Below are 23008 nucleotides of genomic sequence, written 5' to 3'. Positions count from 1 at the left end.
TAAGAAATAAGACAAAAAGAGCTTCTGCAAAGGATGGGGAACGGCAATGGAAACGATACGGGTAGAAAAGGATGCAAACGTGGCGACGATCGTGCTGAATCGGCCCGAGGTACATAACGCGATCAGCATGGAGGTCGTGGACGAGCTCACCTTTGCCCTGCAAGACTGTCAAAGCGATGAAACGGTAAAAGTAGTGATTGTGACGGGGAGCGGCAAAAGCTTCGTATCCGGCGGCGATTTGAACCAGTTTATTTCCGCGCGTGGCCGGGATCAGGCTTTTCCTCTGCTGAATAAAGTGACGCAATTGCTCTCATCCATCGACCAGTTTCCCAAGCCGGTGATCGCGATGATCAACGGAGCGGCGGTAGGAGGGGGATGCGAGTTCGCCGGGGCGTGCCATTTTCGCTTTGCGAGCGAAGGGGCTGTGTTTGGATTCGTGCAAATCGGGATGCACATCACGACGGGCTGGGGCGGAGGAAGCCGATTGCTGGACAAGCTGCCGGAATCGCGTGCGCTGGAGCTGCTGCTGACCGGCGAGCGGATCAGCGCACAGGAGGCGAAGGGATACGGTTTCGTGGACGAAGTATACCCGGCCGGGCAGCTGTATGAAGAAGTGATGCGCTTTGCCCGCAAGATCGCAGCTCAGCCGCTCCGAGGAATCGAGGCATATATGCGCGTCCTCCAGTGGAAGCGGTCAGGCGTCAGCCAGGCTGAGCGAATTCGCCGGGAAGTCGAGCAATGTGCAGAAATGTGGGGCAGTGAGGATCACGTTGCCGTGGTACGGAAATTTTTGCAGAAGGGCTGAGAGCGGCGAGGATAGGTTTCTTCCGTTTAAACATTTATTTGCTTGGACATACTTTTTCTAGTAGAAAGCGATTCTACAAGAGTAGGGAAAAGCATAGGATGAACTACATCATCCTTTTAAAGGTAACGGGAGGGACTTATATGGTAGCTTCCAGACAAGACGCATGGACCGAAGATGACGATCTGGTGTTGGCGGAAGTCACCTTGCGCCACATTCGCGAAGGCGGCACCCAGCTGGCCGCATTTGAAGAAGTGGGTCAAAGGTTAGGCAGGACAGCTGCGGCATGCGGCTTCCGATGGAATAGTTGCGTTCGCAAGCGCTACGACGCTGCGATATCGATTGCCAAGAGCCAGCGGCAGCAATTGAAGAAAATGGGAAGAATCACTGCGCCAGCCGTGGCATCGGAAGCGGAAGCAGCGGACGCTCCTCTCAAGCGGCAGCCGTCCAGCCCGATCGAGCTTGGCATACAGGATGGCGACGAGGAGCAGCAGATCGAAGCTGTAATTCGCTTGCTGATGAAGCAGAAAGACTTGGCGAAGCGTGTCAAGCAGCTTGAACGAGAATTGGAAGGAAAAGAATTGGAAATAAAAGAATTGACCGAGGCCAACGAACGGGCGAGAAAAGAGCTCGATCAGGTGCAAGGCGTGAATGAGGATTATCGGGCGCTCGTGCAGATCATGGAGCGTGCGCGCAAGCTTGCCTTTTTGCAAGAGGAGGAGCAGACGAAAGCCATTTTCAAAATGGATGAGAACGGAAATTTGGAGCGGGTAGAGAAGTGAGCCTTCTGCCCCATTAGAAAACCTGGCTACGCCATGCTTTTTGGGGGAGCAGCGGTTGCCCTTATACTGGATAAGAATGGTATAAAAAAGAAGCGGCGTGAACCGCTTCTTTTTTCGTTTCGTCATGCTCGAGGAGCTTAGTCTTGCAGCTCGACGTTTTCAGGCAGCCATACATACGGATTCTCGCCGCGGTCACGCATCGGGTTGTACTTCACAGGTGTGAAGCCCATTTTCAGCCAGAATTCATCGGCACGACAGCGGGAGTTTGTTTTTATAGGGGCACCGAAGCTTTTGGCATGGTTCACGAGAGCTGTGCCGTAATCTTTGTTTCGGTAATCAGGAAGGACCTCGAGCTTCCACAGCTCGTAGTAATCCTGAGCCGGTTGGAAATAGCGGTCGTATTTCCCGTCGATTTTGTAGAGGCTCATGCGTGCTACCAAAAGATCGTTGTCGTAAATGCCATAAAAAGGAGACTCCGAATCGTTTTCCACGATGTTCGCCTCCAGGTCTTCCTTCATCGAAAGCTCCTCCAGGCCAAATTCGCGAAACTTCTGGAATTCCTCGAGTGTCTTATAGTTGATTTGTAAACGTTTTACTTCAAACATTGGTCAGCCACTCCTCTCACAGCTCATAGCCTATTGGCACCTTGGACTTTCTTTCTATTATACACCAAAATATCGCGGTTAGTGGAACTTTTCTTTGCAAGAGAGCAGGGAGGTGCAGGAAATGATTTCGCTTTCATGGAATTTTATTAAATTCAACCTAGAACTATATCCGCACTCATGGCAAAATAGAAGGTAGCAAGTCGTGAACAATCCGGAACGCCGATTGGAAACGCTTACAAAAGGCTCCGGATTCGCAAAAGAAAGGAGCGTTGCCATGCGCAAGGTACTGATTGCGAACCGCGGCGAGATCGCCCGGCGTATTATTCGCACGTGCAGGGCCGAGGGAGTAGCCACCGTCGCCGTCTATTCGGATGCGGATAGCGAGCTGCCCTTTGTCAAGGAAGCGGATGAAGCGGTGCATATCGGACCGCCTCCTGTCCCGCACAGCTATCTGAATGTCGAAGCCATCATCCGTGCAGCGAAGGACACAGGTGCGGATGCGATTCACCCCGGCTACGGGCTGCTTTCGGAAAACGAAGCCTTCGCCCGCCGCGTACAGGAGGAAGGCATCGTCTTCATCGGACCTGCTCCCGAAGTGATCGGACAAATGGGCGACAAGCTGACAGCCCGCCGGATCATGCAGCAGGCAGGGGTCCCGGTTGTGCCTGGGGGCGAGGACTCCGTGGAGACCGTAGACGAAGCGGCAGACGTAGCGGCGTCCATCGGCTATCCGGTCATGCTCAAGGCAAGCGCGGGCGGTGGCGGGATCGGCATGCAGATCTGCCGGGATGAAGCAAGTCTGCGTCAAGCCTACCAGTCGCTGAGGGGCCGTGCGAAAGCCTACTTCGGCAATGATGCCATGTACGTAGAAAAATACGTGGAACGGCCGCGCCACATCGAAGTGCAAATCGCGGGGGACCAGCATGGGACCGTTCTCCACTTGCTGGAGCGCGAGTGTTCCATTCAGCGCCGCCACCAAAAAGTGCTGGAAGAAAGCCCTTCGCCGTTTCTGGATCCGGAGACCCGCGAACAGCTCTGCCAGTCAGCCGTTCTGGCGGCAAAGGCAGTCAGCTATACGGGTGTGGGGACTGTCGAATTCATCGTCGATGAGTCCAAGCAGTTTTACTTTCTGGAGATGAACACCCGCCTCCAGGTCGAACATCCGGTGACCGAAGAAATGACGGGTCTGGATCTCGTTTCCATGCAGCTGTCCATTGCCAGGGGCGAGCGGCTGGGGGTCAAGCAAGAAGAGATAAAAGCACAGCGGCACGCGATCGAGCTGCGCGTCTACGCGGAAGATCCGGTCTCCTTCCTGCCGTCACCCGGCACGATTTCGCTCTACCAGCCGCCGGCGATGGAGCACGTCAGGATTGACGACGGCGTGCAAAGCGGAACCCAGGTGACACCGTTTTACGACCCGATGATTGCCAAGGTGATCGTTTCGGGCGCGACGAGGGACGAAGCGGTGGAGCGCGGGATCGCCGCGATGCAGAATTTTCAGATTGCCGGAATAAAAACGAACATTCCGTTTTTATTGGAAGTGCTGAGCGATGGACGATTCCGCCAAGGCCAATACACGACCTGGTTCATCCAGGAGCGGGCCGCACAATCCAACAACTAAAGGGAGCGATGCAAACATGAAACACGTAGCTGCAAACATGGCAGGAACTGTACTGAACATCCTGGTGCAACCGGGAGACGAAGTGAGCGCGGGGCAGGATGTCGTCGTCTTGGAGTCGATGAAGATGGAAGTGCCGATCCAATCCGAAGTGGCGGGCAAAGTGTCCGAAGTTCGCGCCAACATTGGCGATTTTGTCAATGACGGCGACATCCTCGTCATTGTGGAGTAATTTTTTCTTGGATCCATTCTGAGCGGGCGCTAGGAAAAAAGGGGGCGTGCATAGCATGAACGTACAGATCGTGGAAGTGGGCCCGCGAGATGGCCTGCAAAATGAAAAAGAACTGCTCCCTGCCCAAGTCAAAATCCAGCTGATCGACAAGCTGGTTGCGGCAGGTCTGAAGCGGGTAGAGGCCACTTCCTTTGTTAATCCGCGGTGGATTCCGCAGCTGGCGGACGCGGAAGAAGTCTTGCAAGGCATAAACCGTCCGGAAGATGTCCGCTTCAGCGCATTGGTACCAAATGTGCGAGGGATGGAGCGGGCGCGGGCGAGCGGATTGACGGAGATTGCGCTGTTCATGTCCGCTTCGGAGACGCACAATGTAAAAAATATCAACAAATCGATGGAAGAAACGTTCCCCGTCTTGCGGGAGGTGGCCCGCGAAGCGCTTGCGCTGGGAATGCGGGTGCGGGGGTACGTATCCACGGTGTTTGGCTGCCCGTACGAAGGAGCGGTTCCCATTGACAACAGCCGTCGGGTGACGGATGAATTGCTCGAGATGGGCGCATTTGAAATATCGCTCGGCGATACGATCGGAGTGGCGACGCCCAAACAGGTGCGCGAAGTGCTTGCGGCAATGCTTCGGGACGTACCGACTGAGCGCTTGGCCGGTCACTTTCACGACACGCGGGGGACCGGCATGGCAAACGTCGCGGCCGCCTTGGATATGGGGCTGAGGACATTCGACAGCTCGATTGGCGGCCTCGGAGGCTGCCCGTACGCTCCGGGCGCAGCCGGCAACATTTCCACGGAGGATCTGGTGTACCTGCTGCAGGGCATAGGCTACGAGACCGGAGTGGATCTGAATCGGCTGGTAGAGGCGGGCGCCTACATCCAGGAGCAGCTGGGACGGGAGCTCAGCTCGAAGGTGCTGAAGGCGGAGCTGGCGTCCAAACGGGCCGGATGAACAAGCGAATGCAGGAGGATGGAGCATGACGGTTACACTGCGAAGAGAAGGCGCTATCGGGGTTCTGACCCTGGATCGGCCGGAAGTTTTCAACTGCCTCAATCTGGAGACGCTCGTCGCCATGCGCGGGCTGATCGCAGAGGTTGGCCGCGATCGAGACATCCGTGCCCTGATCGTGACGGGGGCAGGTGACAAAGCGTTTTGCTCGGGGGCTGACCTCAAAGAGCGGCGTGCGATGCCGCAGCAGCAGGTGCAGATCTACATCCAGACCATACGGGACACCTTCACGGAGTTGGAAAAGCTGCCGAAGCCGGTCATTGCAGCGATCAACGGTCTGGCGCTGGGCGGGGGAACGGAGCTGGCGCTGAGCTGCGATCTGCGGATCATGAGCGATACGGCACAAATGGGTCTCACCGAGACGTCGCTAGGGATTATCCCCGGCGCGGGTGGGACACAGAGACTCCCGCGCTTGGTGGGAAAGGGGATTGCCAAGGAGCTCATCTTTACCGCCCGGCGCGTCCATCCGGAAGAGGCGCTCGCGATCGGACTCGTGAATCGGGTGGTACCTCCGGAAGAGCTGATGCCGACTGCCTTTGCTCTCGCAGGTCAAATCGCGGATAATGCGCCGATTGCGCTGGCACAGGCCAAGTTCGCGATTGATTTGGGGCTGGAGGTGGATTTGGCTTCCGGGTTGATGCTGGAGAGCAACGCGTATCAGCTGCTCGTGTCTACCAAGGACCGCCTGGAAGGGCTGGAGGCATTTAGTCAAAAACGAAAACCGGTTTATCGCGGAGAGTGAGGGACGACTATGAGCAAGCATATGGAAGAGATGCTGCGGGAAAAAATCGCCCAGGTCGAAAAGGGCGGAGATGCCAAATACCATGAAAAGCTGAAAGAACAAAACAAACTGTTCGTTCGTGATCGGCTGCGGCTCTTGTTCGACGACGAGTTTATGGTCGAGGACGGCCTGTTTGCCAACGTGATGGCGGGCGACCTGCCGGCTGATGGCGTCGTGACGGCGATCGGCAAGATACACGGCCAGACCGTGTGCGTGATGGCCAACGACTCGACGGTCAAGGCAGGCTCCTGGGGCTCGCGGACGGTGGAAAAAATCATCCGGATCCAGGAGACTGCCGAAAAAATGCGAGTCCCGTTGGTGTATCTCGTGGATTCCGCAGGGGCTCGGATCACCGACCAATTGGAGATGTTCCCGGGACGCCGGGGAGCCGGACGCATTTTTTACAACCAAGTCAAACTCTCCGGGAAAATTCCGCAGGTCTGCATCCTCTTCGGCCCGTCGGCGGCTGGTGGCGCCTACATTCCGGCCTTTTGCGACATCGTCATCATGGTGGACAAAAACGCCAGCATGTACCTCGGCTCGCCGCGCATGGCGGAAATGGTGATCGGGGAAAAGGTGTCCCTGGAGGAGCTGGGTGGGGCGCGCATGCACTGCTCCGTGAGCGGCTGCGGCGACGTACTCGCGGCCAATGAAGAAGAAGCGATCCAGTCGGCACGTCGTTACCTCAGCTTTTTTCCGGCCAATTACACGGAGCAGCCGCCTGTGGCGCAGGCCCAGGCACCGGTGGATACAGCCAAAGACATCACGACCATCGTACCGGAAAACCAGAATGCCGCTTTTAACATGCACGATCTGATTACCGCACTGGTCGATGAAGGCTCCTTTTTCGAAATCAAAAAGCTGTTTGCACAGGAGCTGGTGACCGGCTTGGCCCGCCTGGACGGCAAACCTGTCGGGATCATCGCCAACCAGCCCCGCGTCAAAGGCGGCGTGCTGTTCGTCGATTCGGCCGACAAGGCGGCTCGCTTCATTACTTTGTGCGATGCCTTCCAAATTCCGTTGCTGTTCCTCGCAGACGTACCCGGCTTCATGATCGGGACCGCGGTGGAGAGAGCGGGAATTATCCGCCACGGAGCAAAAATGATCTCCGCCATGGCGGAAGCGACGGTCCCCAAAATTTCGGTGATCGTCCGCAAAGCCTATGGCGCCGGTCTGTATGCGATGGCAAGCTCGGCATTTGAGCCGGATGCCTGCCTGGCCCTGCCCGGCGCGCAAATCGCCGTGATGGGTCCGGAGGCTGCCGTCAATGCGGTATACTCCAACAAGATCCAGGCGATTGAAGACCCGCAGGAGCGGCAGGCGTTCATCATGGAGAAGCGCAAAGAGTACCAGGAGGATATCGACCTGTACCTGCTGGCTTCCAATCTGATCGTCGACGCGATCATTCCGCCAAGCGATATGCGCAGCGAGCTGATTCGCCGCTTCGACGCCTATAAAGGAAAGAAGCAGCAGTTTTCCGACAGAAAGCACCCGGTTTACCCCGTGTAAACCAAGCATCCCGAAACAAGCTGTCTACCCGCAGGGGAAACAGCTTGTTTTTCATTTTGCAATCATTTTTGACAAAAAATTTTTCGACAATTCCGATCTTTTTTGATGCAATCAATTGAACAATCTCCTAAACTCTGTTATTCTTTAAATAAGTATTGATTAATGTAGGTGAACAAATGCAGTCAGAAACAGGCGTAATGCAAATCGTTGTGGTCGGCGGCGGCTCTGTCGGGTTGCTGTTTGCGGCGAGACTTGCGCGAGGCGGACAAGACGTTGCTGTCGTGACGCGCAGTTCACTCCAATCAAATCAGCTAAGCCGAGAGGGATTGACTTTTCATTCATTGGACGGAGCGAGAGACGTTGTCAAGATCCGCTCCCAGCCGATTGAAAATGGGCTTCCCTTCGCCGATCTGTACTTGCTCACTGTGAAGCAGACGGATTTGCCAGGCTTGTTGCCCGAACTGCGGAGACTCCATGACAGTGCGCGAGTGATCGCGCTTCAAAACGGCATGGGTCATCAAGAACTTCTGGCGAAAAGCCTGTCTGAACATCAATGTTATTTTGCGATCAATACGGAAGGCGCCAAACGACTGTCTGGCACTGAAGTCAGGCATACCGGAAGCGGTGTCGTCCGCATCGGCCCCTGGGAGAAGAACCATACAGAAAATGACGCGCTCGTATCGTCGTTTGTCGCCGCGGCCGCCTCCTGCGGCATACACGCACATCTCGAGGATGCGATCAAGCCTTTCGCTTGGCGAAAGCTCGTGGCCAATGCTTTGATCAACCCGCTCACGGCGCTGTTTGACATTTCCAATGGCGACCTCCTTGAAAACCGGCATACTCTTGGACTCATGCGAGAGCTCTTTGCGGAAGCATCGGCTGTAGCGGAAGCAAACGGACAAAAAATGGGCGAGGAGCAGTGGCAGGAAATTGTCACCATTTGCCGAAATACTTCCCGAAATCTTTCCTCCATGTTGCAGGACGTCAAAAGGCAGAAGCGGACGGAAGTGCAATCGATCAACGGCTATCTCGCCTTGAAAGGAAAAGAAGCCGGGATTTCCACTCCTTTGCACGAAGTGTTGCTCCGCTTGATCCTGCTGAAAACAGACATGGGTACAGGAGAGGAGGGGGGCGACAGTAAATGACCGTGCTCGCGAATGTCTGGGCTTATTTTTGGGGTACGCTGACGGTTGTGCCATTTCTCGGGTTTCCGCTCGTCTACCTGCTGGTGTACGGATGGAAGCGGGACAAGCGGCTCGCCGTTCGCTGGGCGGTGAATATCACGAATTTTTTGTTGATTCGTTCCGTCGTTTCCGCGTATGGCGTCATCTGGCCCCAGGCATTGTCCGCCTGGTGGTGGGTGCTTCTCTTTTTCCTCATCACGATTGCTCTGCTGGGATGGGTACAAGTGAAGTTCAGAGGAAGGCTCTCCCTGAAAAAAGTAGGATTTTCCGCATGGCGATTGTCGTTTCTCTGGTTTGGAATTGTCTACATAGTGCTGTTTACGACCGGTATAGTCAAGACGATGGGTGTCGTATAGAGCGCTGTTGATACATATCGTATTTATTCCGATAAGAAAGAAGGTTGGAACTATGCGACTTCCCATCGAGACCATCGGGCACAAGATTCGAATGATTCGAAAAGAGCGTGGCTTTACTCTGGAGATCATGGCGAGCAAGACTGGTCTTAGCAAAGGTCTGCTCAGCCAAGTGGAGCGGGGGATTTCACAGCCGTCTCTGGATTCTCTGTGGAAAATCACCAAGGCGCTTGAGTCACCCATCATTCACTTTTTTGAAGACATCGACCAAAAACAAGTTCATGTGACCCGCTTGCAAAAACGTCGGCAACTGGTTTTTCCGGAATCGACCGGCACGTATTCGCTGCTCTCGATGGGAGGAAGCGCAAAGCTGGGCATGCTGGAAGTGCGCCTCATGCCTGGAGAAATCGTCGTGGACAAGTTCGTTCAGACCGAAGGGGAAGAGTGCTTTACTGTCGTTGCAGGAACGGTGACGGCACGTTTCAACGATGAGGAGCATGTACTGGAAACCGGGGACAGTATTTCGTTCGACAGCAGCAAAAATCATTCGGTGGAAAATACTGGGGAGACCGAAGCGGTACTGATTTGGACCGTAACTCCCCCGCAATTCTAACGAAAAGCTCGTTTCTACACTTTGACAACCCATTTGAGCGGGTTGTCTTGTTTTTTGTGGCTGAGGACCATGGTATAATTTTCAGTGACCAAGGCCCTAAGAAAGGTGAGCTTGTATGAATGTTGAATGTATAGCGCTTCCGCTTGCAAATCGGCTGGCACAGGAGTACCAGCAAGGGTATGCTTCCGCGCTGCAGTTTTTTGCCTACCATCCTTATCAGGCAGAGTCGTACCGGAGACGGTTGGAATGGCTTCGCGGGCGCTCCTGTGCCCACCGGCAGCAGCTTGCGGAAGGCTTATATACCTATAATCAGAAGATCGGAAATCACCCGGAGGCGCTGAGCAAAATCGAACAGCTCTCACTTCCGGAAACGTATGTCGTTATCGGCGGTCAGCAGGCAGGCGTGTTGACGGGACCGCTGTATACGATTCACAAAGCCGTGCATTTGATCCAGACGGCCAAGAGACTTTCAGAAGAGCTCGGCGTGACAGTCGTTCCTGTCTTTTGGATCGCTGGCGAAGATCACGACATCGACGAGATCGACCACGTCTACTGGCTGGCCGACAGAGAGACACGCCTGCACAAGCAGAGAATGGAGACGGGCAAAAAAGGCAGACTCTCTGCAAGCAGCTTGAAGCTGGAAAGCGAAGCGGTGGAGCGTTTTCTCTCCCAGTTTTTCCATGCCCAAGTAGAAACAGACGAGACGGCTGCCATTCGCGAGCTGCTGACGTCGACCGCTTCTTCCTCGGAGAATGTCGCTGAATGGTTTGCCCGTTTGATGGCCCGCTTGTTTGGCAAGCATGGACTCATTTTGGTCGAATCCTCCGAGCCTTTCGTACGGGAGCTGGAGGGACCGGTTTTCCAAAAGGTGATCGACAACAACGAACAGATTTCCGGACTGCTCTTAAAGGCCGCAGACCGGATCGCGACGAATGGCTACCCGCTGCAGCTGCAGGTCGAGGAGCATCAAGCAAACCTGTTCTTGTACGAAGGGCAGGACAGACTTCTCCTGGAGAGGCATGGAGACCGCTTCATGAACAGGAGGGCGTCCTACAGCCGGGAGGAATTGCGCGAGCTGGCGATGGAGAATCCGGAGCGGTTCAGCGCCAATGTGGTTACGCGCGGGCTGATGCAGGAACACCTCTTTCCTACGCTGGCCTTTATCGGGGGACCGGGTGAGGTGGCGTACTGGGCATATTATCGGGAAGTGTTCGAGCTGCTTGGCATGCAGATGCCGGTAGTTCTGCCTCGCATGTCCATCACCTTGCTGGAAGGGGCGCAGAAAAGACTGCTGGAAGGGTTTGGCCTTACGGTAGAGGATGTCCTTACCCGCTTCGGGAAGTGGAAAGAAGAATGGCTTGCGCAAGAGGAGCCCCACCCCCTGCAAGGGCAATTCTCGGAAGTGCGGAAGGCCATTGCCGAAATCTATCGTCCGTTGGTGGAAGAAGTGATCCGGCTCGATGGGGGCTTGCGCAATCTCGCAGAAAAAAATGCGGAGCTGTTGTCGACCCAGGTGAACTTTTTGGAGGAGCGGCTGGTACGTTCCTTGCAGCAGCAGGAAGACGTGGCACACATGCGGATCAAACGCATTGAAGCCGCGTTGCTGCCGGAGGGCGGTTTGCAAGAGCGGAAGCTGTGTTTCTTTCCGTTTGCCAACAAGTACGGTTTGGACCTCGTGGATCGACTCGTCGAGGCGCCTTTCGTACATGACGGTACTCATCAAATCTTTACCATCTGACAGGAAATGCGGAATCGTTGTCGAAAGCCAAAGGATCGCCATTATGGACGATCGTTTGGCTTTTTGCCTTTCCAGGTGCGGTTTGGCCGGGCTCAGGCATGCGACATCCCTGGTAAACATTGCTGGCTTCCCTGTCGAAACATTTTCGACAATGGGTTCGTCATACGAGTAAGGCATGTGCTTTTTCAGAAAGGTGGTCACTTCGAATGCAGGGCAACACCCGAACGATTGGGAAAAAATCCGCAGTCATAGCGCTCGCGCTGTCCTTCGTCCTGTCAGGCATTGCCGGCGGAGGGCCTCTGCCAGCGAAGGCGCGCGAGGAGTCAGTCACGAAGGCCGTTTCGTTCACGGATACCGCGGGGCACTGGGCGGCGAAAGACATCGCCGCAGCAGCCAAAAGCGGACTGATCAAGGGATTCCCGGACGGGACCTTCAGACCGGAACAATCGGTGACCCAAGAGGAGTTTCTCGCTTTGGTTGAGCGGATCCTTCCGGCATTCGCAGGCCATGAACCGGACGCTTATGTGAGGAATACGTATCTGACCCATGCGGCGGGGCGCTGGTCCGAAAAAACGTACACGCATCTGGCCTCAGCCGGCATCATGCCTACCGGGACGCCTACAGATTCCTTGAATCGGCTTGAGGCGGCACGTGTTCTTTTAGCCGCTCTGGGCCATCAGTCGGAAGGGGAGAAGTACCGTGGCACGAAGTCCCGCTTTTTCACCGATCTCTCTACGGATGACGAATCCAAAGTGATGACGGTTTATCCGGCGTATAAAATGGGGATCATGGCGGGTTATCCGGACGGCACATTTCGGGCAGAAGAAAAAATCAGCAGAGCGCAGGCCGTCGTCTTGTTGAACCGTCTGGCCCGTCAAATCGAGGAGCTGTACCCTGGCACGGTTTCTGAAGATGAGAAAAAAGCGATGACCCAGGCGGTATCGTCGTTTGTCGGTAAGGTGATGGATCAGGAAAAGATCCGGCGCTACGACGATTTGGTCGCCTATGTCAAATCCAACAAACTGCCGGTGTCGGAGTCGTTTTTGCGGGAGCATTTCTCGTTCATGCAGTACGACGTGTACGATTACATCCGCTTCCCGCGCTTCAACGAATTGATCTACTACGCGAAAATCGGGACAAGCAAGTACCGTATGACCGTTCAATACTACTCGGGCGAGCTGGGAGGGAGCGTCGACAAGACCTTCTATCTGTCCTCTGCCGACGGCAAAACGTTCCGGCTGATCGGAAAAGATGAATAAACGCAAAAAAGGCGGGCCATGAGCGGCTCGCCTTTTGCTATGAAAATAAATCGGCAGGGGACTCAGATGGTTTGGTTCCGTCCCGCACCGATGCCGGACCAGATCAACAGGACGCTTACGATGATCAAGGTCCAGATCGGGTATGCCCACGCGTGCGTCATGTCGTACAGAAATCCGATGAACATCGGGCCTACGGCAGACAGCAGGTATCCGACAGACTGTGCCATCCCTGACAATTTGGCGGCTTCCCGGACATCGGAGGAGCGGATCACGATAAACGTGAGAGCGAGGCTGATGCTTGCACCCTGTGCCAGCCCCAGCAGCACCAATGAGATGATCAGCAGCGCCAGGTTTCCTTCGATAAGAAGCCCGGCAAATCCGGACAAAGACATCGCTCCGATGATGACAGTCATGAGCCGTTGATCGGCAAGACGGCCAGCCAGGACGGGAGCGAGAAAGCTCGCGGGCAGGCTGATCAGCTGTACGAGGGACAGCAGCCAACCCGCAGTCCCGGAGCCGACGCCCTGATGTTCCAAAATCGCAGGAAGCCAGGAGATCGTGCAGTAAAAGATGAACGATTGCAGTCCCATGAACAGGGTGACCTGCCAGGCGAGCCGCGAGCTCCACAGCTTGCCCAAGGAAGCGCCCTTTGCCTGGGCAGACGGGATATCGCCTCTGGAGCGGATTTGCGGCAGCCAGACCAGAAGCGCGATGACGACCATGATCGCCCAAAAGGCGAGAGAGCCTTGCCAGCCCAGGTGTCCCTTTTGTGCGAGCGGGATGCTCACGCCGGAAGCAAGTGCTGCGCAAGTGGACATGGCGGTCGTGTAGACGCTCGTCATCAACCCGGCTTTTTGCGGAAAGCGCTGCTTGGCGAGTCCGGGCAAAAGGACGTTGAAGATCGCGATGCCCGCGCCGATCAACGCCGTGCCGGCAAACAGGGCCAGAATAGACCCGATCGAACGCAGCGGGATTCCGATCAATAAGATCAGCAGGCCAGCGAATAAGGTCCGTTCTGCGCCGAAGCGGTGGCCGACCGTAGGCACCAGAGGAGAGAAGAGGGCAAATGCAAGGAGCGGAACGGTCGTCAGCATCCCGGACATCCCGTTTGACAGGCCCAGATCAGAGCGGATGGAACCGACGAGAGGCCCGACAGATGTCAGCGGGGAACGCATCGCAAATGCAATCAGGATGATGCCGACCACCATCAGTACAGGACTCGGTGTAGCCGGTTTGGCTTTTGGTTCGGCGACATGGGATAGAGCCTGGTTGTTCATAAAGATGCGCCTCCTTCTTGGAGCAGCTGGGACAGCGCGGACACATTCGCTTCGATCGAGCTGAGTACGGCAGCCTCTGCCGCATCCGGATCTTGGGTCGCGATCGCATCCACGAGACGGGCATGGTACTGCAGTATCTGCTCCTGTACCCCGGTCAGGTCCAGCGTGCTGTTTACGGAAAGGTGAAGCGACTGGGTCATATGCTGATACAAATCGATCAATACGCTGTTTTTGGTCGCCTCCGCAATCGCCGTATGAAAGGATACATCAGCCAGCGTGTAGGCTTCCGGATCGTCCATCACGCTGGAAGTGTAGGCCAGTTTCTCGCGCAGTACGTTCAGGTCCTGCTCGGTTCGGCGAAGGGCGGCCAGGCGGGCGATTTCTCGCTCCAGAGCGGAGCGCGCCTCGAGTATTTCCATCAGGTCGGAGCGCTTGAGCCTGCGGGCGATGGCGGCTCCGAATTCGCTCGAAGACCGGACGTATGTGCCGTCGCCTTGACGCGCTTCCAGCATTCCATTATGGATCAGAGCCTGTACGGCTTCCCGCAGTGTATTGCGGCTGACGCCCAGCTGCTCGACGAGCTCGGGCTCCGCCGGGATCCGCTCGCCTACCTTCCAGTCCCCCGCCTCAATGCGCTGTGTCAGCTGCTCGTAGACTTGCTTCGCCAGGGAGGAGCGAACGGGTTTTTGCAAGGACATAGACAAACCTCCAAACATCCGATGATTGGTACTGTGGCCATTGTAGCAGATGTCCCAAGGTGTATCAAGCCGGGAAATGCAGAGTGGGCATTGTCCGCAGATTTTCAATATAAAAGGCAGGCTGCTCCTGTGTAAGGAAGCTGGCCTGCCATTTTTGCATCAAACCGTTTCTTCTGTTTTCTTGCGCCGTTCCCACAGGAGAGAGAGGAGGGCAATCGCTACCGGATACAGGGCGGACCACCCGAGAAACGGATAAAGGCCGACGGTGAAGAGAAGCGATGTCCAGGAAGCGATTCGTCCGGCTCGGCTGTCTTTCAAGAGACGGGTCCCCGCCAGGCAGCCTCCGATGTAGGTGGCGATGAAGGATGCATTGGGCAGCTCGATCAACCGCGAGAGGTCGATCCACCTCACGTACAGGACGCCGAGTACCACTGCAAAGCACAGTGCCAAAAAGAGCAGTCCTCCGATCGGCGTCCGGTATTTGGGGTGCAAGGCGCCGAACCAGCGCGGTGCGACCTTTTCCTGGGCCAAGGAGTAGGCGATGCGGGATGCGGCGCCGATGTACGCATTCGCCGCTGCAATACAAATGAAGAGAGCCGTGACGGCAACGATCCAGCCGCCAACGGGGCCGAGAGAAAGCTGGATCATGACGCTCAGCGACGCGGCGGAAATGCCGATACCGTAGCTGTGCGTAGCAACGGTCAGCATTGCGACGGAAAAGTACAGGAGTGCGACGATGCCGGCGCTCCAAAGCACGCCCCGGATCGCGTTTTTGGCAGGATCGACGAACTCCTCGGACAGATGGGTCACCGCTTCCCATCCAATGAAACACCAAAACAGCAAGCCGGCAGCTTGAATGACACTGAGCCAACCGTTGGGAGCGAACGGGACGAAGTTGTTCGCGGATGCGTGCGGAAGGGCGGCGACCACGGCGAGGATGAGGATCGATATAATTAAGGAAACGACAATGGTTTGCACTCGTGCAGCGACGTGCATGCCCAGGACGTTCATCGACAGAACGGCGATGAGCATGAGCGCAGCCGCTGCGTAGACCTGGGTGTCTCCCCAATGGAGCAGCACGCCCAAATAATTCGCTCCTGTGACGCTCAAGATCGGAGCGCCCATCGGCACGGACAGCAGGAAAAACCAGCCTGTCATGTTTCCGAAACGGTCGCCGTACGCATTTCGCACGAAGGTGGACACTCCCCCTGCGCTCGGATAGCGTGCGGACAAAAGGCCCATCGTTATCGCCATCGGAACCACGAGGATCGACATGACGAGCCAGGCCAGTATCGAAGCGGGCCCTGCCTTTTCAGCAGCCAGCCCGGGAATCAGCAGGACACCGGAGCCGATCACGCTGCCGACATACAGTGCCACAATTTGCGGAAGTCCTAAGGTTTTGGCAAAACCGGGGGCTTCTACCGTTGTTTTCCCCATCTGAAAAACTCCTCACTTTCTTTCCATGATGATTGCGCAAGGGTAGTGTACCATAGACTTTATCATCGGAGTTATCTATAATAACAGATAATCCAATTCGGTTTTTTCGATTAATGAGAGGGGAGAGAAAATGGATACCCGTTACTTGCAAACCTTTCGGGAAGTGGCCAAGTACCAGAGCTTTACGCGTGCGGCCGAAGCGCTTGGCTATGCACAATCCAGCGTAACGACGCAAATCCAGAACCTCGAAATGGAGTTTGGCGTCACCTTGTTCGAGCGATGGGGCCGGAAAATCAGGCTCACACACGCCGGGGAGGCTCTTCTCGGATACAGCGAGCAGGTGCTGGCCATTCTCGACGAAGCCAAAGGGAGTCTGTCGGAGCAGGCGGAGCTTGCCGGAACGCTCAGCATCGGGACCGTGGAGTCGCTGGCGGCGTTCTACTTGCCGCCGTTTCTGCAGAAATTTCGCCTCGAGCAGCCGCGGATGCGCGTTCTTCTGCAGCCGGGTATCTGTCAGGACCTTCGACTTGGCGTCAAGGAGGGCAAATACGACTTCGCTTTCGTGCTCGATTGGGTGCAGGACAATCCGGAGCTCGTCAGTGTCAATCTCGGCGAGGAAAAACTGGTGGTGGTCGCGGCGCCAGGGCATCCGCTGACCCGAAAAGAGCAGGTGGAAGCCAAGGATTTTTCAGGGTCGAGCTGGATCTTCACGGAAGCGGGTGCAGCTACCGTTCGATCATGGAGGCCGTTCTGCGCGAAGCGGAAGCGACGATCGACATGTCGCTGGAGTTTGGCAGTCTGGAGGCCATCAAGCAGTGCGTCGCCTACGATCTGGGGATTGCTCTGGTTCCGTATATCGCCGTGGCCGAGGAAGTGAAAAACGGGACGCTCGCCATTTTGCCGTTTTCCCATCCCGATGTCCGGGTATACCGCCAGCTGATCTACCATAAAAAGAAGTGGATGTCGCAAGCCTTGCGTTATTTCCTGGAGCTGCTCGAAAACGAAAGCGTCGCCGCTACGGGCAAAAATTTACCAGAAAGGTCAGACAATATGGATGAGATAGGAAAAACTGATGATGGCTGTACCTGCGTATGATATGATAGTGGGTAAGGTGTTTTTATGAGATGAAGGAGGTCCAACCATTCATGAACATGGTTTCTGAAAGCATCGTAAAAGACATGGCGTTGGCACACAACGGCCATCTGAAAATTGACTGGGTAAAAGAGCACATGCCCGTACTGAACCGCATCCGCGAGCGCTTTGAAAAAGAAAAGCCGTTTGCGGGCCTGAAAGTAGCGATCTCCCTTCACCTGGAAGCGAAGACAGCTTATCTGGCGAAAGTCGTGCAAGCCGGCGGCGCAGAAGTGACCATCACAGGCTCCAATCCGCTGTCTACGCAGGATGATGTCTGCGCAGCTCTCGTGGAAGACGGCATTCGCGTCTTTGCCAAATACAATCCGGATCCAGCCGAGTACAAGGAGCATCTGATCAAGACCTTGGAAACTCGCCCTGACCTGATCATCGACGACGGCGGAGATCTGGTGACGATCCTGCACAGCGAGCGTCGCGACCTTTTGTCCCAAGTGCGCGGCGGCGCTGAGGAAACCACGACAGGGATCCTGCGCCTCAAAGCGCTCGAGAAGGAAGGCAAGCTGGAATTCCCGATGGTCGCGGTAAACGACGCGTTCTGCAAATACTTGTTCGACAATCGCTACGGTACCGGCCAATCCGTATGGGATGGCATCAACCGTACGACGAACCTGGTAGTGGCAGGGAAGACCGTCGTGGTCGTCGGCTACGGCTGGTGCGGCAAGGGCGTTGCGATGCGTGCCAAAGGTCTTGGTGCGAAAGTCATCGTGACGGAGATCGACGCGATCAAAGCGGTGGAAGCGTACATGGATGGCTTTGAAGTCATGCCGATGAGCGAAGCGGCGAAACACGGCGACTACTTCGTCACCGTTACCGGAAACCGCGACGTCATCCGCAAAGAGCACTTCGAAGTGATGAAAGACGGCGCGATCCTGTCCAATGCCGGCCACTTTGATGTCGAAGTGAACAAAGTGGAGCTCGCTGCCCTGTCGACTTCCCGTCGCATCGTTCGCAAAGACATCGAAGAATTTGTCATGGCGGACGGTCGAAAAGTGTACCTCCTCGCAGAAGGCAGACTGGTGAACCTGGCTGCCGGAGACGGACACCCGGCGGAAATCATGGACATGACGTTCGCCCTGCAAGCCGTTTCTCTGGCTTACGTGAACGAGCAGTACAAAGCGATCGGGAAAAAAGTGCTGAACGTGCCGTACGAGCTGGATTCGATGGTGGCTCAGTACAAACTCGAAGCACTCGGAATCGGCATCGACAAATTGACCGACGAACAAAAAGCATACCTGGACAGCTGGGTCGAATAGCCCTCGAATTACGTCCTTTCCCGGCAAAAAAAGTAACGAAAAAATCCTGCTTACAAATGCAGGATTTTTTTTTATAATAGCAAGTAGGCAGCAAAGTGGGGAAAAGTGGGGGAAAGTGGAGCTGATCGACAGGAAAGTGGGGGACCAGGGCGTGTTCATGGGGGAATTCCAGCATAGCATCGACGAAAAAGGCCGCCTGACGATCCCAGCCAAGTTCCGCGAAGGGCTCGGTACAGCCTTCGTCATCACCCGCGGATTGGACCAATGTTTGTTTGCCTACCCGATGGAAGAATGGAAGCAGCTCGAGGAACGACTGAAAACACTTCCCTTTACAAAAGCGGATGCGCGTGCGTTTACGCGATTCTTCTTTTCCGGTGCGACCGAATGCGAGTGGGACAAGCAGGGAAGGGTAAACATACCGCCCAACCTGCGCGAGCATGCAGGCCTGCAAAAGGAATGCGTCGTCATCGGGGTATCCAATCGCGTAGAGGTATGGAGCAAGGAGCGCTGGGAGGATTACTTTGCCCAGTCTGAAAGCTCTTTCGGCGACATCGCCGAGAAGCTGGTCGATTTTCAATTGTAGCAGCAAGAAGAACGGGAGTGACGATCTTGTCGTTTCATCATGTAACCGTACTGAGAGACGAAGCCGTCGACGGGCTGAACATCCGGCCGGGCGGAATTTACGTGGATTGTACGTTGGGCGGAGCCGGACACAGCAGCCTGATCGCATCCAGACTGACAGAAGGCGGTCGTCTGATTGCCATCGATCAGGACGACTGGGCGCTGGACAATGCCCGCGAGCGCTTGTCCTCTGTCATGGATAGAGTCACGCTGGTGAAAAGCAATTTTCGCCATATCAAAGATATAGTAAGCGACCTCGGGCTGGACGGAGTCGACGGCGTACTGTTCGACTTGGGGGTGTCATCTCCTCAACTGGATGAGGGGGAGCGCGGCTTCAGCTACAACGCCGATGCGCCGCTGGACATGCGGATGGACCAGCAAGCGCCTTTGACCGCCTATGACATCGTCAACGAGTGGGGCGAAGAGGAGATCGCCAAAATCATCTGGGAATACGGGGAAGAGAAATTTTCCCGGCGAATTGCCCGGCAAATCGTTCAGTACCGGGCAAAACAGCCCGTCAAGACGACAGGTGAGCTGGTCGAGCTGATCAAGGAAGGAATTCCGGCTGCCGCACGGCGTACGGGTCCACATCCGGCGAAGCGCACCTTCCAGGCCATCCGAATCGCAGTCAATGACGAGTTGAATGCGTTTAAAGAAGCAGTCATCGATGCCATCGACGTCCTCCGTCCGGGGGGCAGAGTCAGTGTCATCACCTTCCATTCGCTGGAGGACCGCATCTGCAAGCAAGTGTTTCAAGACAAGTCCAAAGGGTGTACATGCCCGCCGTCGTTTCCCATCTGTGCGTGCGGAAACACCGCAACCGTAAAAGTAATCACCCGCAAGCCGGTCCTGCCTTCCGAAGAAGAGCTGGAAGCCAATCCGCGTGCACGATCCGCCAAGCTGCGTGTGGCCGAAAAGCTCTAGGTACGCGAAGAGCATTGGGAAAAGGAGAGAGAGAAAGCGATGAGCTACTACTATCGCGGCAACCTGGCTGTCGAAGTTGAACAACAGTCACGGACCGTAACGAAAACCAAACGGACCATCCGGATCAAGCCTACGATTCCGACGGGGGAAAAGCTGCTGTACCTGCTTTTCATCTCGATCACGGTCATTGGATTGGGTCTGGTCGGTATGCGCTACTCGCAAATATCTCAGTACAACTACGACATTCAGAGCACCAAGAAAGAAAATCGGCTCATGGCGGAAAAAAATTCGGCTGTCAAACTTCAGATCGAACAGATGAGCAGCCGCGATCGAATCCAAAGCGAAGCGGAGCGTCAGGGCATGGTATTCAACCCGGACGCGGTGCACGTGCTGGGACATTCCAATGCGCAGCCAGGAACCTCTGCGCAGGCACAATCAAAACAACCTTAATCAGAATGTTACTGGCGTTCATCGCGGGTAACATTTTTTCTTAGCGGAATCAGTTTTTCTTTCGGAAACCGCGCATGGCGGACCGTTCCCTTTTCGGCATCAGAAGAGATGGCAGCCAAGTCGCTTGGAGAGGGCGACGATTATAGGGGTAATGGAGTGAGACGACGTGGAAGCAAAACGACGCGTGAACTGGCGGATCTTGGTACTCGCCCTGTGTACGATTCTGATCTTCTCCGGTTTGAGCTTCCGGGTATGGTGGATTCAGACGGTGGAAGCGGCGAAAATCATGGAGTACGCAAGCGGGCAATGGGATTGGGAGAAGACGCTCAAGCCCAAACGAGGAGCGATCCTGGACCGCAATGGGGAAATACTCGCCTACGAGGGCAAGGCGTATACGGTCAACGCCCGGTTGAAGCCCTTGAACGATAAAGATCAGGATTTCGTCAAAGATCCGTACTATACGGCACAGACGCTGTCCAAAATTCTGAATGCGCCGGTGGAGCAATTGCTGGGACCGCTGACCAATCCGAAGTCCAAGGTCGTTCTGCTCGGGCGACCGGGCATGCAGATTACGGAGGAGCAAAAGGAACAGATCCATGCGGCCCAGTTTCCCAAGCTGCCCAGCGGCCAGCAAGTCGACACGAATCAATTGCCAGGGATTTACTTGACGGAGACGACCCGCCGTTTCTATCCGAACAACAGCTTCGCCGCCCACGTCCTGGGGTACCTTGATATCGATGGAGAGCCCAAGATGGGAATCGAGCTGCAGCTGGACAAGGAGCTGCGGGGAGAAAAGGGCGAAATGGAGATCATGATGGACGGGGCGGGCTACCAGCTTCCCGACGGCGAACGCAAGTACAAGCCAGCCAAGGACGGGGACAACGTCTACCTGACAATCGACAGGCAGATCCAGGACTATGTCGAACAGGCCTTGGACAAGGCGGAGCGTGACTTCAAGCCAAAAGCGCTGACAGTCGTGGTGTCCGATCCGCAAACAGGCGAGATTCTGGCGATGGGCAACCGCCCGCAATTCAATCCAAACACGTACTACACCGGCATCACGAACTATACGAACCACGCGGTGACTACGATGTTTGAACCGGGGTCTACGTTCAAAATTATCACACTGGCTGCGGCCATCGAGGAAGGCTTGTTCAATCCGAACGATACGTACAATTCCGGTACGTATACGATCAAGGGCCAGATTCCGATCCGCGACCACAACAACGGGCTTGGATGGGGACGCATCAGCTACCTGGAGGGCGTGCAGCGCTCCAGTAACGTTCTCTTTGTCATTCTCGGGTATGAAAAGCTCAAGCTCGAAAGGCTCAAACAGTATTTCGACAAATTCGGGATGGGCGCGACTACCGGGATCGAGCTGCCGTACGAGAAAAAAGGAAACCTGATCAACCTCGAAAATCCGCGGTCCCCTCGCGACTGGGCAGTTACGACGTTCGGACAAGGGGTGACGGTGACCGCCGTTCAACAGATCGCGGCCGTGGGCGCAATCGCAAACGGCGGGGAGCTGCTGAAGCCGCACATCGTAAAAGAGTTGCGAGATCCGCATACGAACGCCGTCATCGAACGGACAGGGCGCGAAGTGGTGAGACGCGTGGTGAGTGAGTCCACTGCCAAGAAGACGCGGGACATTCTGGAGTCGGTGGTGGAAGGGGAGGCCGGTACTGGGCGATCCTACCAAATCGAAGGGTACCATGTGGCGGGGAAAACCGGTACTGCGCAAAAGTATGATCCGAATACCGGAAAAATCATGGAAGGGCACTACATCGCCTCCTTCATCGGATTTGCGCCGAAAGACAATCCCCGTCTGCTCGTGTATATCGTGGTGGATGATCCGTCGACCGACGAGTGGTACGGAACATGGAGCAAGCTGATCATCTCGCCAATCTTCAAATCCGTCATGGAACGCAGTCTGCAATACTTGCAGCAGCAGCCTGACGCCAAGCTGACCCAGTCGACTGGTTCCAAAGCGGGAAAAACGACAGCTTCGGCACAGGCAGCGGCATCGGTTCCCCTGCAGGAAGTGACGCTGCCGAAGTTCGTAGGGATGTCCAACACGGCTGCGCAGCTTCGGGCCAAGCAAGACAATCTGACGGTTTCCGTCATTGGCACGGGCACCAAAATCGTCGATCAATATCCGAAACCTTATGAAAAAGTAGTCACGGGCACCCAGGTCGTCCTGGTGACGGACCGCGTCAAAGGCTCGAAAATGCCGGACTTCACCGGAAAGTCCATGCGTGATGTCCTGGAATTCGGCTCGTTGGCAGGCATTCCGGTGCGGGCGACAGGCTCTGGTTTCGTCGTCTCGCAAAATATTGCCCCGGGCACGGTGCTGACAGGGTCCGAGCAATTGCTGGTCACCTTGCGATCCGAATCCGAACCACCGCCGCCGCCGACCGGCCAGACGGGCGCTCCGCCGCCAGATGGACAGGCTGGCATTCCGCCTGGTACAACGACCACAGGAACGACGTCCGCTGGCAGCGCCACAGGAACACAGGCAGGAACGACGAATTCGGCAGGAACAGGGGGCGCCGCCGGTACGACAGGCGCCACCGGCACTAACGGCACAACTGGTGCTCAGGGCCATGCCGGGCAGTCCAAAAACGAAACGGACCAGAGCGGCCAGGAAAACACGGTGCAATAAGCTCATGTGGCCGCAGGAAAAACCACCATAGTTCTAAGTCGTCCCC

At 55.8% G+C, this 23008-nt stretch carries 21 protein-coding genes and 1 pseudogene; 18 read left to right on the top strand and 4 right to left on the bottom strand.

Annotated elements, in window-relative coordinates:
• Positions 1 to 46: 46 nt before the first annotated feature.
• Positions 47 to 805 carry an enoyl-CoA hydratase/isomerase family protein gene (locus tag RGB73_RS19205; RefSeq protein WP_310764363.1) on the top strand — a complete coding sequence of 253 codons (759 nt, stop codon included), beginning with the start codon at positions 47 to 49 and terminating at the stop codon, positions 803 to 805.
• A 140-nt stretch (positions 806 to 945) separates the two neighbouring features.
• A complete protein-coding gene (locus RGB73_RS19200; RefSeq protein ID WP_310774435.1) occupies positions 946 to 1584 on the top strand; it encodes an RsfA family transcriptional regulator in 639 nt (212 codons plus the stop codon).
• A 137-nt stretch (positions 1585 to 1721) separates the two neighbouring features.
• Here RGB73_RS19200 and RGB73_RS19195 read toward each other — a convergent pair whose 3' ends face one another.
• A complete protein-coding gene (locus RGB73_RS19195) occupies positions 1722 to 2189 on the bottom strand; it encodes an N-acetyltransferase (protein WP_310764362.1) in 468 nt (155 codons plus the stop codon).
• A gap of 274 nt (positions 2190 to 2463) precedes the next feature.
• Between RGB73_RS19195 and RGB73_RS19190 the strand changes: the two genes are divergently transcribed.
• From RGB73_RS19190 to RGB73_RS19145, 10 genes are all read left to right on the top strand, one after another.
• Entirely contained in the window at positions 2464 to 3810 is a 1347-nt protein-coding gene (locus RGB73_RS19190) for an acetyl-CoA carboxylase biotin carboxylase subunit (protein WP_310764361.1), read from the top strand.
• 16 nt (positions 3811 to 3826) lie between these two features.
• Positions 3827 to 4039, top strand: a complete 213-nt coding sequence (locus tag RGB73_RS19185; protein WP_310764360.1) for an acetyl-CoA carboxylase biotin carboxyl carrier protein subunit — start codon at positions 3827 to 3829, stop codon at positions 4037 to 4039.
• Positions 4040 to 4094: 55 nt separating this feature from the next.
• A complete protein-coding gene (locus RGB73_RS19180; protein ID WP_310764359.1) occupies positions 4095 to 4994 on the top strand; it encodes a hydroxymethylglutaryl-CoA lyase in 900 nt (299 codons plus the stop codon).
• A gap of 25 nt (positions 4995 to 5019) precedes the next feature.
• The gene (locus RGB73_RS19175; protein ID WP_310764358.1) at positions 5020 to 5793 is read left to right on the top strand and encodes an enoyl-CoA hydratase-related protein; all 774 of its coding nucleotides are present in this window, start codon (positions 5020 to 5022) and stop codon (positions 5791 to 5793) included.
• Between the two features lie 9 nt (positions 5794 to 5802).
• On the top strand, positions 5803 to 7341 hold the full coding sequence (locus tag RGB73_RS19170) for an acyl-CoA carboxylase subunit beta (RefSeq protein ID WP_310764357.1): 1539 nt from the start codon (positions 5803 to 5805) through the stop codon (positions 7339 to 7341).
• 176 nt (positions 7342 to 7517) lie between these two features.
• Positions 7518 to 8486 (top strand): ketopantoate reductase family protein, encoded by a 969-nt coding sequence (locus tag RGB73_RS19165; RefSeq protein WP_310764356.1) that lies wholly within the window; start codon positions 7518 to 7520, stop codon positions 8484 to 8486.
• On the top strand, positions 8483 to 8881 hold the full coding sequence (locus RGB73_RS19160) for a DUF3397 domain-containing protein (protein ID WP_310764355.1): 399 nt from the start codon (positions 8483 to 8485) through the stop codon (positions 8879 to 8881). Before RGB73_RS19165 ends, RGB73_RS19160 begins: the two co-directional genes overlap by 4 nt.
• A 52-nt stretch (positions 8882 to 8933) precedes the next feature.
• Complete coding sequence (locus RGB73_RS19155) at positions 8934 to 9491, top strand: helix-turn-helix domain-containing protein (RefSeq protein WP_310764354.1); 558 nt, start codon at positions 8934 to 8936, stop codon at positions 9489 to 9491.
• A 115-nt stretch (positions 9492 to 9606) separates the two neighbouring features.
• Positions 9607 to 11229 carry a bacillithiol biosynthesis cysteine-adding enzyme BshC gene (gene bshC, locus RGB73_RS19150; RefSeq protein ID WP_310764353.1) on the top strand — a complete coding sequence of 541 codons (1623 nt, stop codon included), beginning with the start codon at positions 9607 to 9609 and terminating at the stop codon, positions 11227 to 11229.
• A gap of 206 nt (positions 11230 to 11435) precedes the next feature.
• A complete protein-coding gene (locus tag RGB73_RS19145) occupies positions 11436 to 12488 on the top strand; it encodes an S-layer homology domain-containing protein (protein WP_310764352.1) in 1053 nt (350 codons plus the stop codon).
• A gap of 62 nt (positions 12489 to 12550) precedes the next feature.
• Here RGB73_RS19145 and RGB73_RS19140 read toward each other — a convergent pair whose 3' ends face one another.
• From RGB73_RS19140 to RGB73_RS19130, 3 genes are all read right to left on the bottom strand, one after another.
• Complete coding sequence (locus RGB73_RS19140; protein ID WP_310764351.1) at positions 12551 to 13765, bottom strand: CynX/NimT family MFS transporter; 1215 nt, start codon at positions 13763 to 13765, stop codon at positions 12551 to 12553.
• Entirely contained in the window at positions 13762 to 14463 is a 702-nt protein-coding gene (locus RGB73_RS19135; RefSeq protein ID WP_310764350.1) for a FadR/GntR family transcriptional regulator, read from the bottom strand. The genes RGB73_RS19140 and RGB73_RS19135 overlap by 4 nt, the downstream gene beginning before the upstream one ends.
• A gap of 159 nt (positions 14464 to 14622) precedes the next feature.
• Entirely contained in the window at positions 14623 to 15900 is a 1278-nt protein-coding gene (locus RGB73_RS19130; protein ID WP_310764349.1) for an APC family permease, read from the bottom strand.
• 130 nt (positions 15901 to 16030) lie between these two features.
• Here RGB73_RS19130 and RGB73_RS19125 point away from each other — a divergent pair.
• The 6 genes and pseudogenes from RGB73_RS19125 (at position 16031) to RGB73_RS19100 (ending at position 22962) form a co-directional block, all read left to right on the top strand.
• A pseudogene (locus tag RGB73_RS19125) lies at positions 16031 to 16995 on the top strand (LysR family transcriptional regulator).
• A gap of 50 nt (positions 16996 to 17045) precedes the next feature.
• Positions 17046 to 18305, top strand: a complete 1260-nt coding sequence (locus RGB73_RS19120) for an adenosylhomocysteinase (RefSeq protein ID WP_310764348.1) — start codon at positions 17046 to 17048, stop codon at positions 18303 to 18305.
• A 151-nt stretch (positions 18306 to 18456) separates the two neighbouring features.
• Complete coding sequence (gene mraZ, locus RGB73_RS19115; RefSeq protein WP_310774433.1) at positions 18457 to 18888, top strand: division/cell wall cluster transcriptional repressor MraZ; 432 nt, start codon at positions 18457 to 18459, stop codon at positions 18886 to 18888.
• A 17-nt stretch (positions 18889 to 18905) separates the two neighbouring features.
• A complete protein-coding gene (gene rsmH, locus RGB73_RS19110; protein WP_310764347.1) occupies positions 18906 to 19850 on the top strand; it encodes a 16S rRNA (cytosine(1402)-N(4))-methyltransferase RsmH in 945 nt (314 codons plus the stop codon).
• Positions 19851 to 19889: 39 nt separating this feature from the next.
• Positions 19890 to 20300 (top strand): cell division protein FtsL, encoded by a 411-nt coding sequence (gene ftsL2, locus RGB73_RS19105; RefSeq protein ID WP_310764346.1) that lies wholly within the window; start codon positions 19890 to 19892, stop codon positions 20298 to 20300.
• A gap of 166 nt (positions 20301 to 20466) precedes the next feature.
• Positions 20467 to 22962, top strand: coding sequence for a penicillin-binding protein (locus RGB73_RS19100; RefSeq protein ID WP_310764345.1), 2496 nt, complete (start codon positions 20467 to 20469; stop codon positions 22960 to 22962).
• Positions 22963 to 23008: the final 46 nt, after the last annotated feature.

Origin of the sequence: Brevibacillus brevis, assembly GCF_031583145.1 — a bacterium.
Lineage (GTDB): Bacteria > Bacillota > Bacilli > Brevibacillales > Brevibacillaceae > Brevibacillus > Brevibacillus brevis_E.
This window is presented reverse-complemented; position numbering and strand designations above follow the sequence as displayed.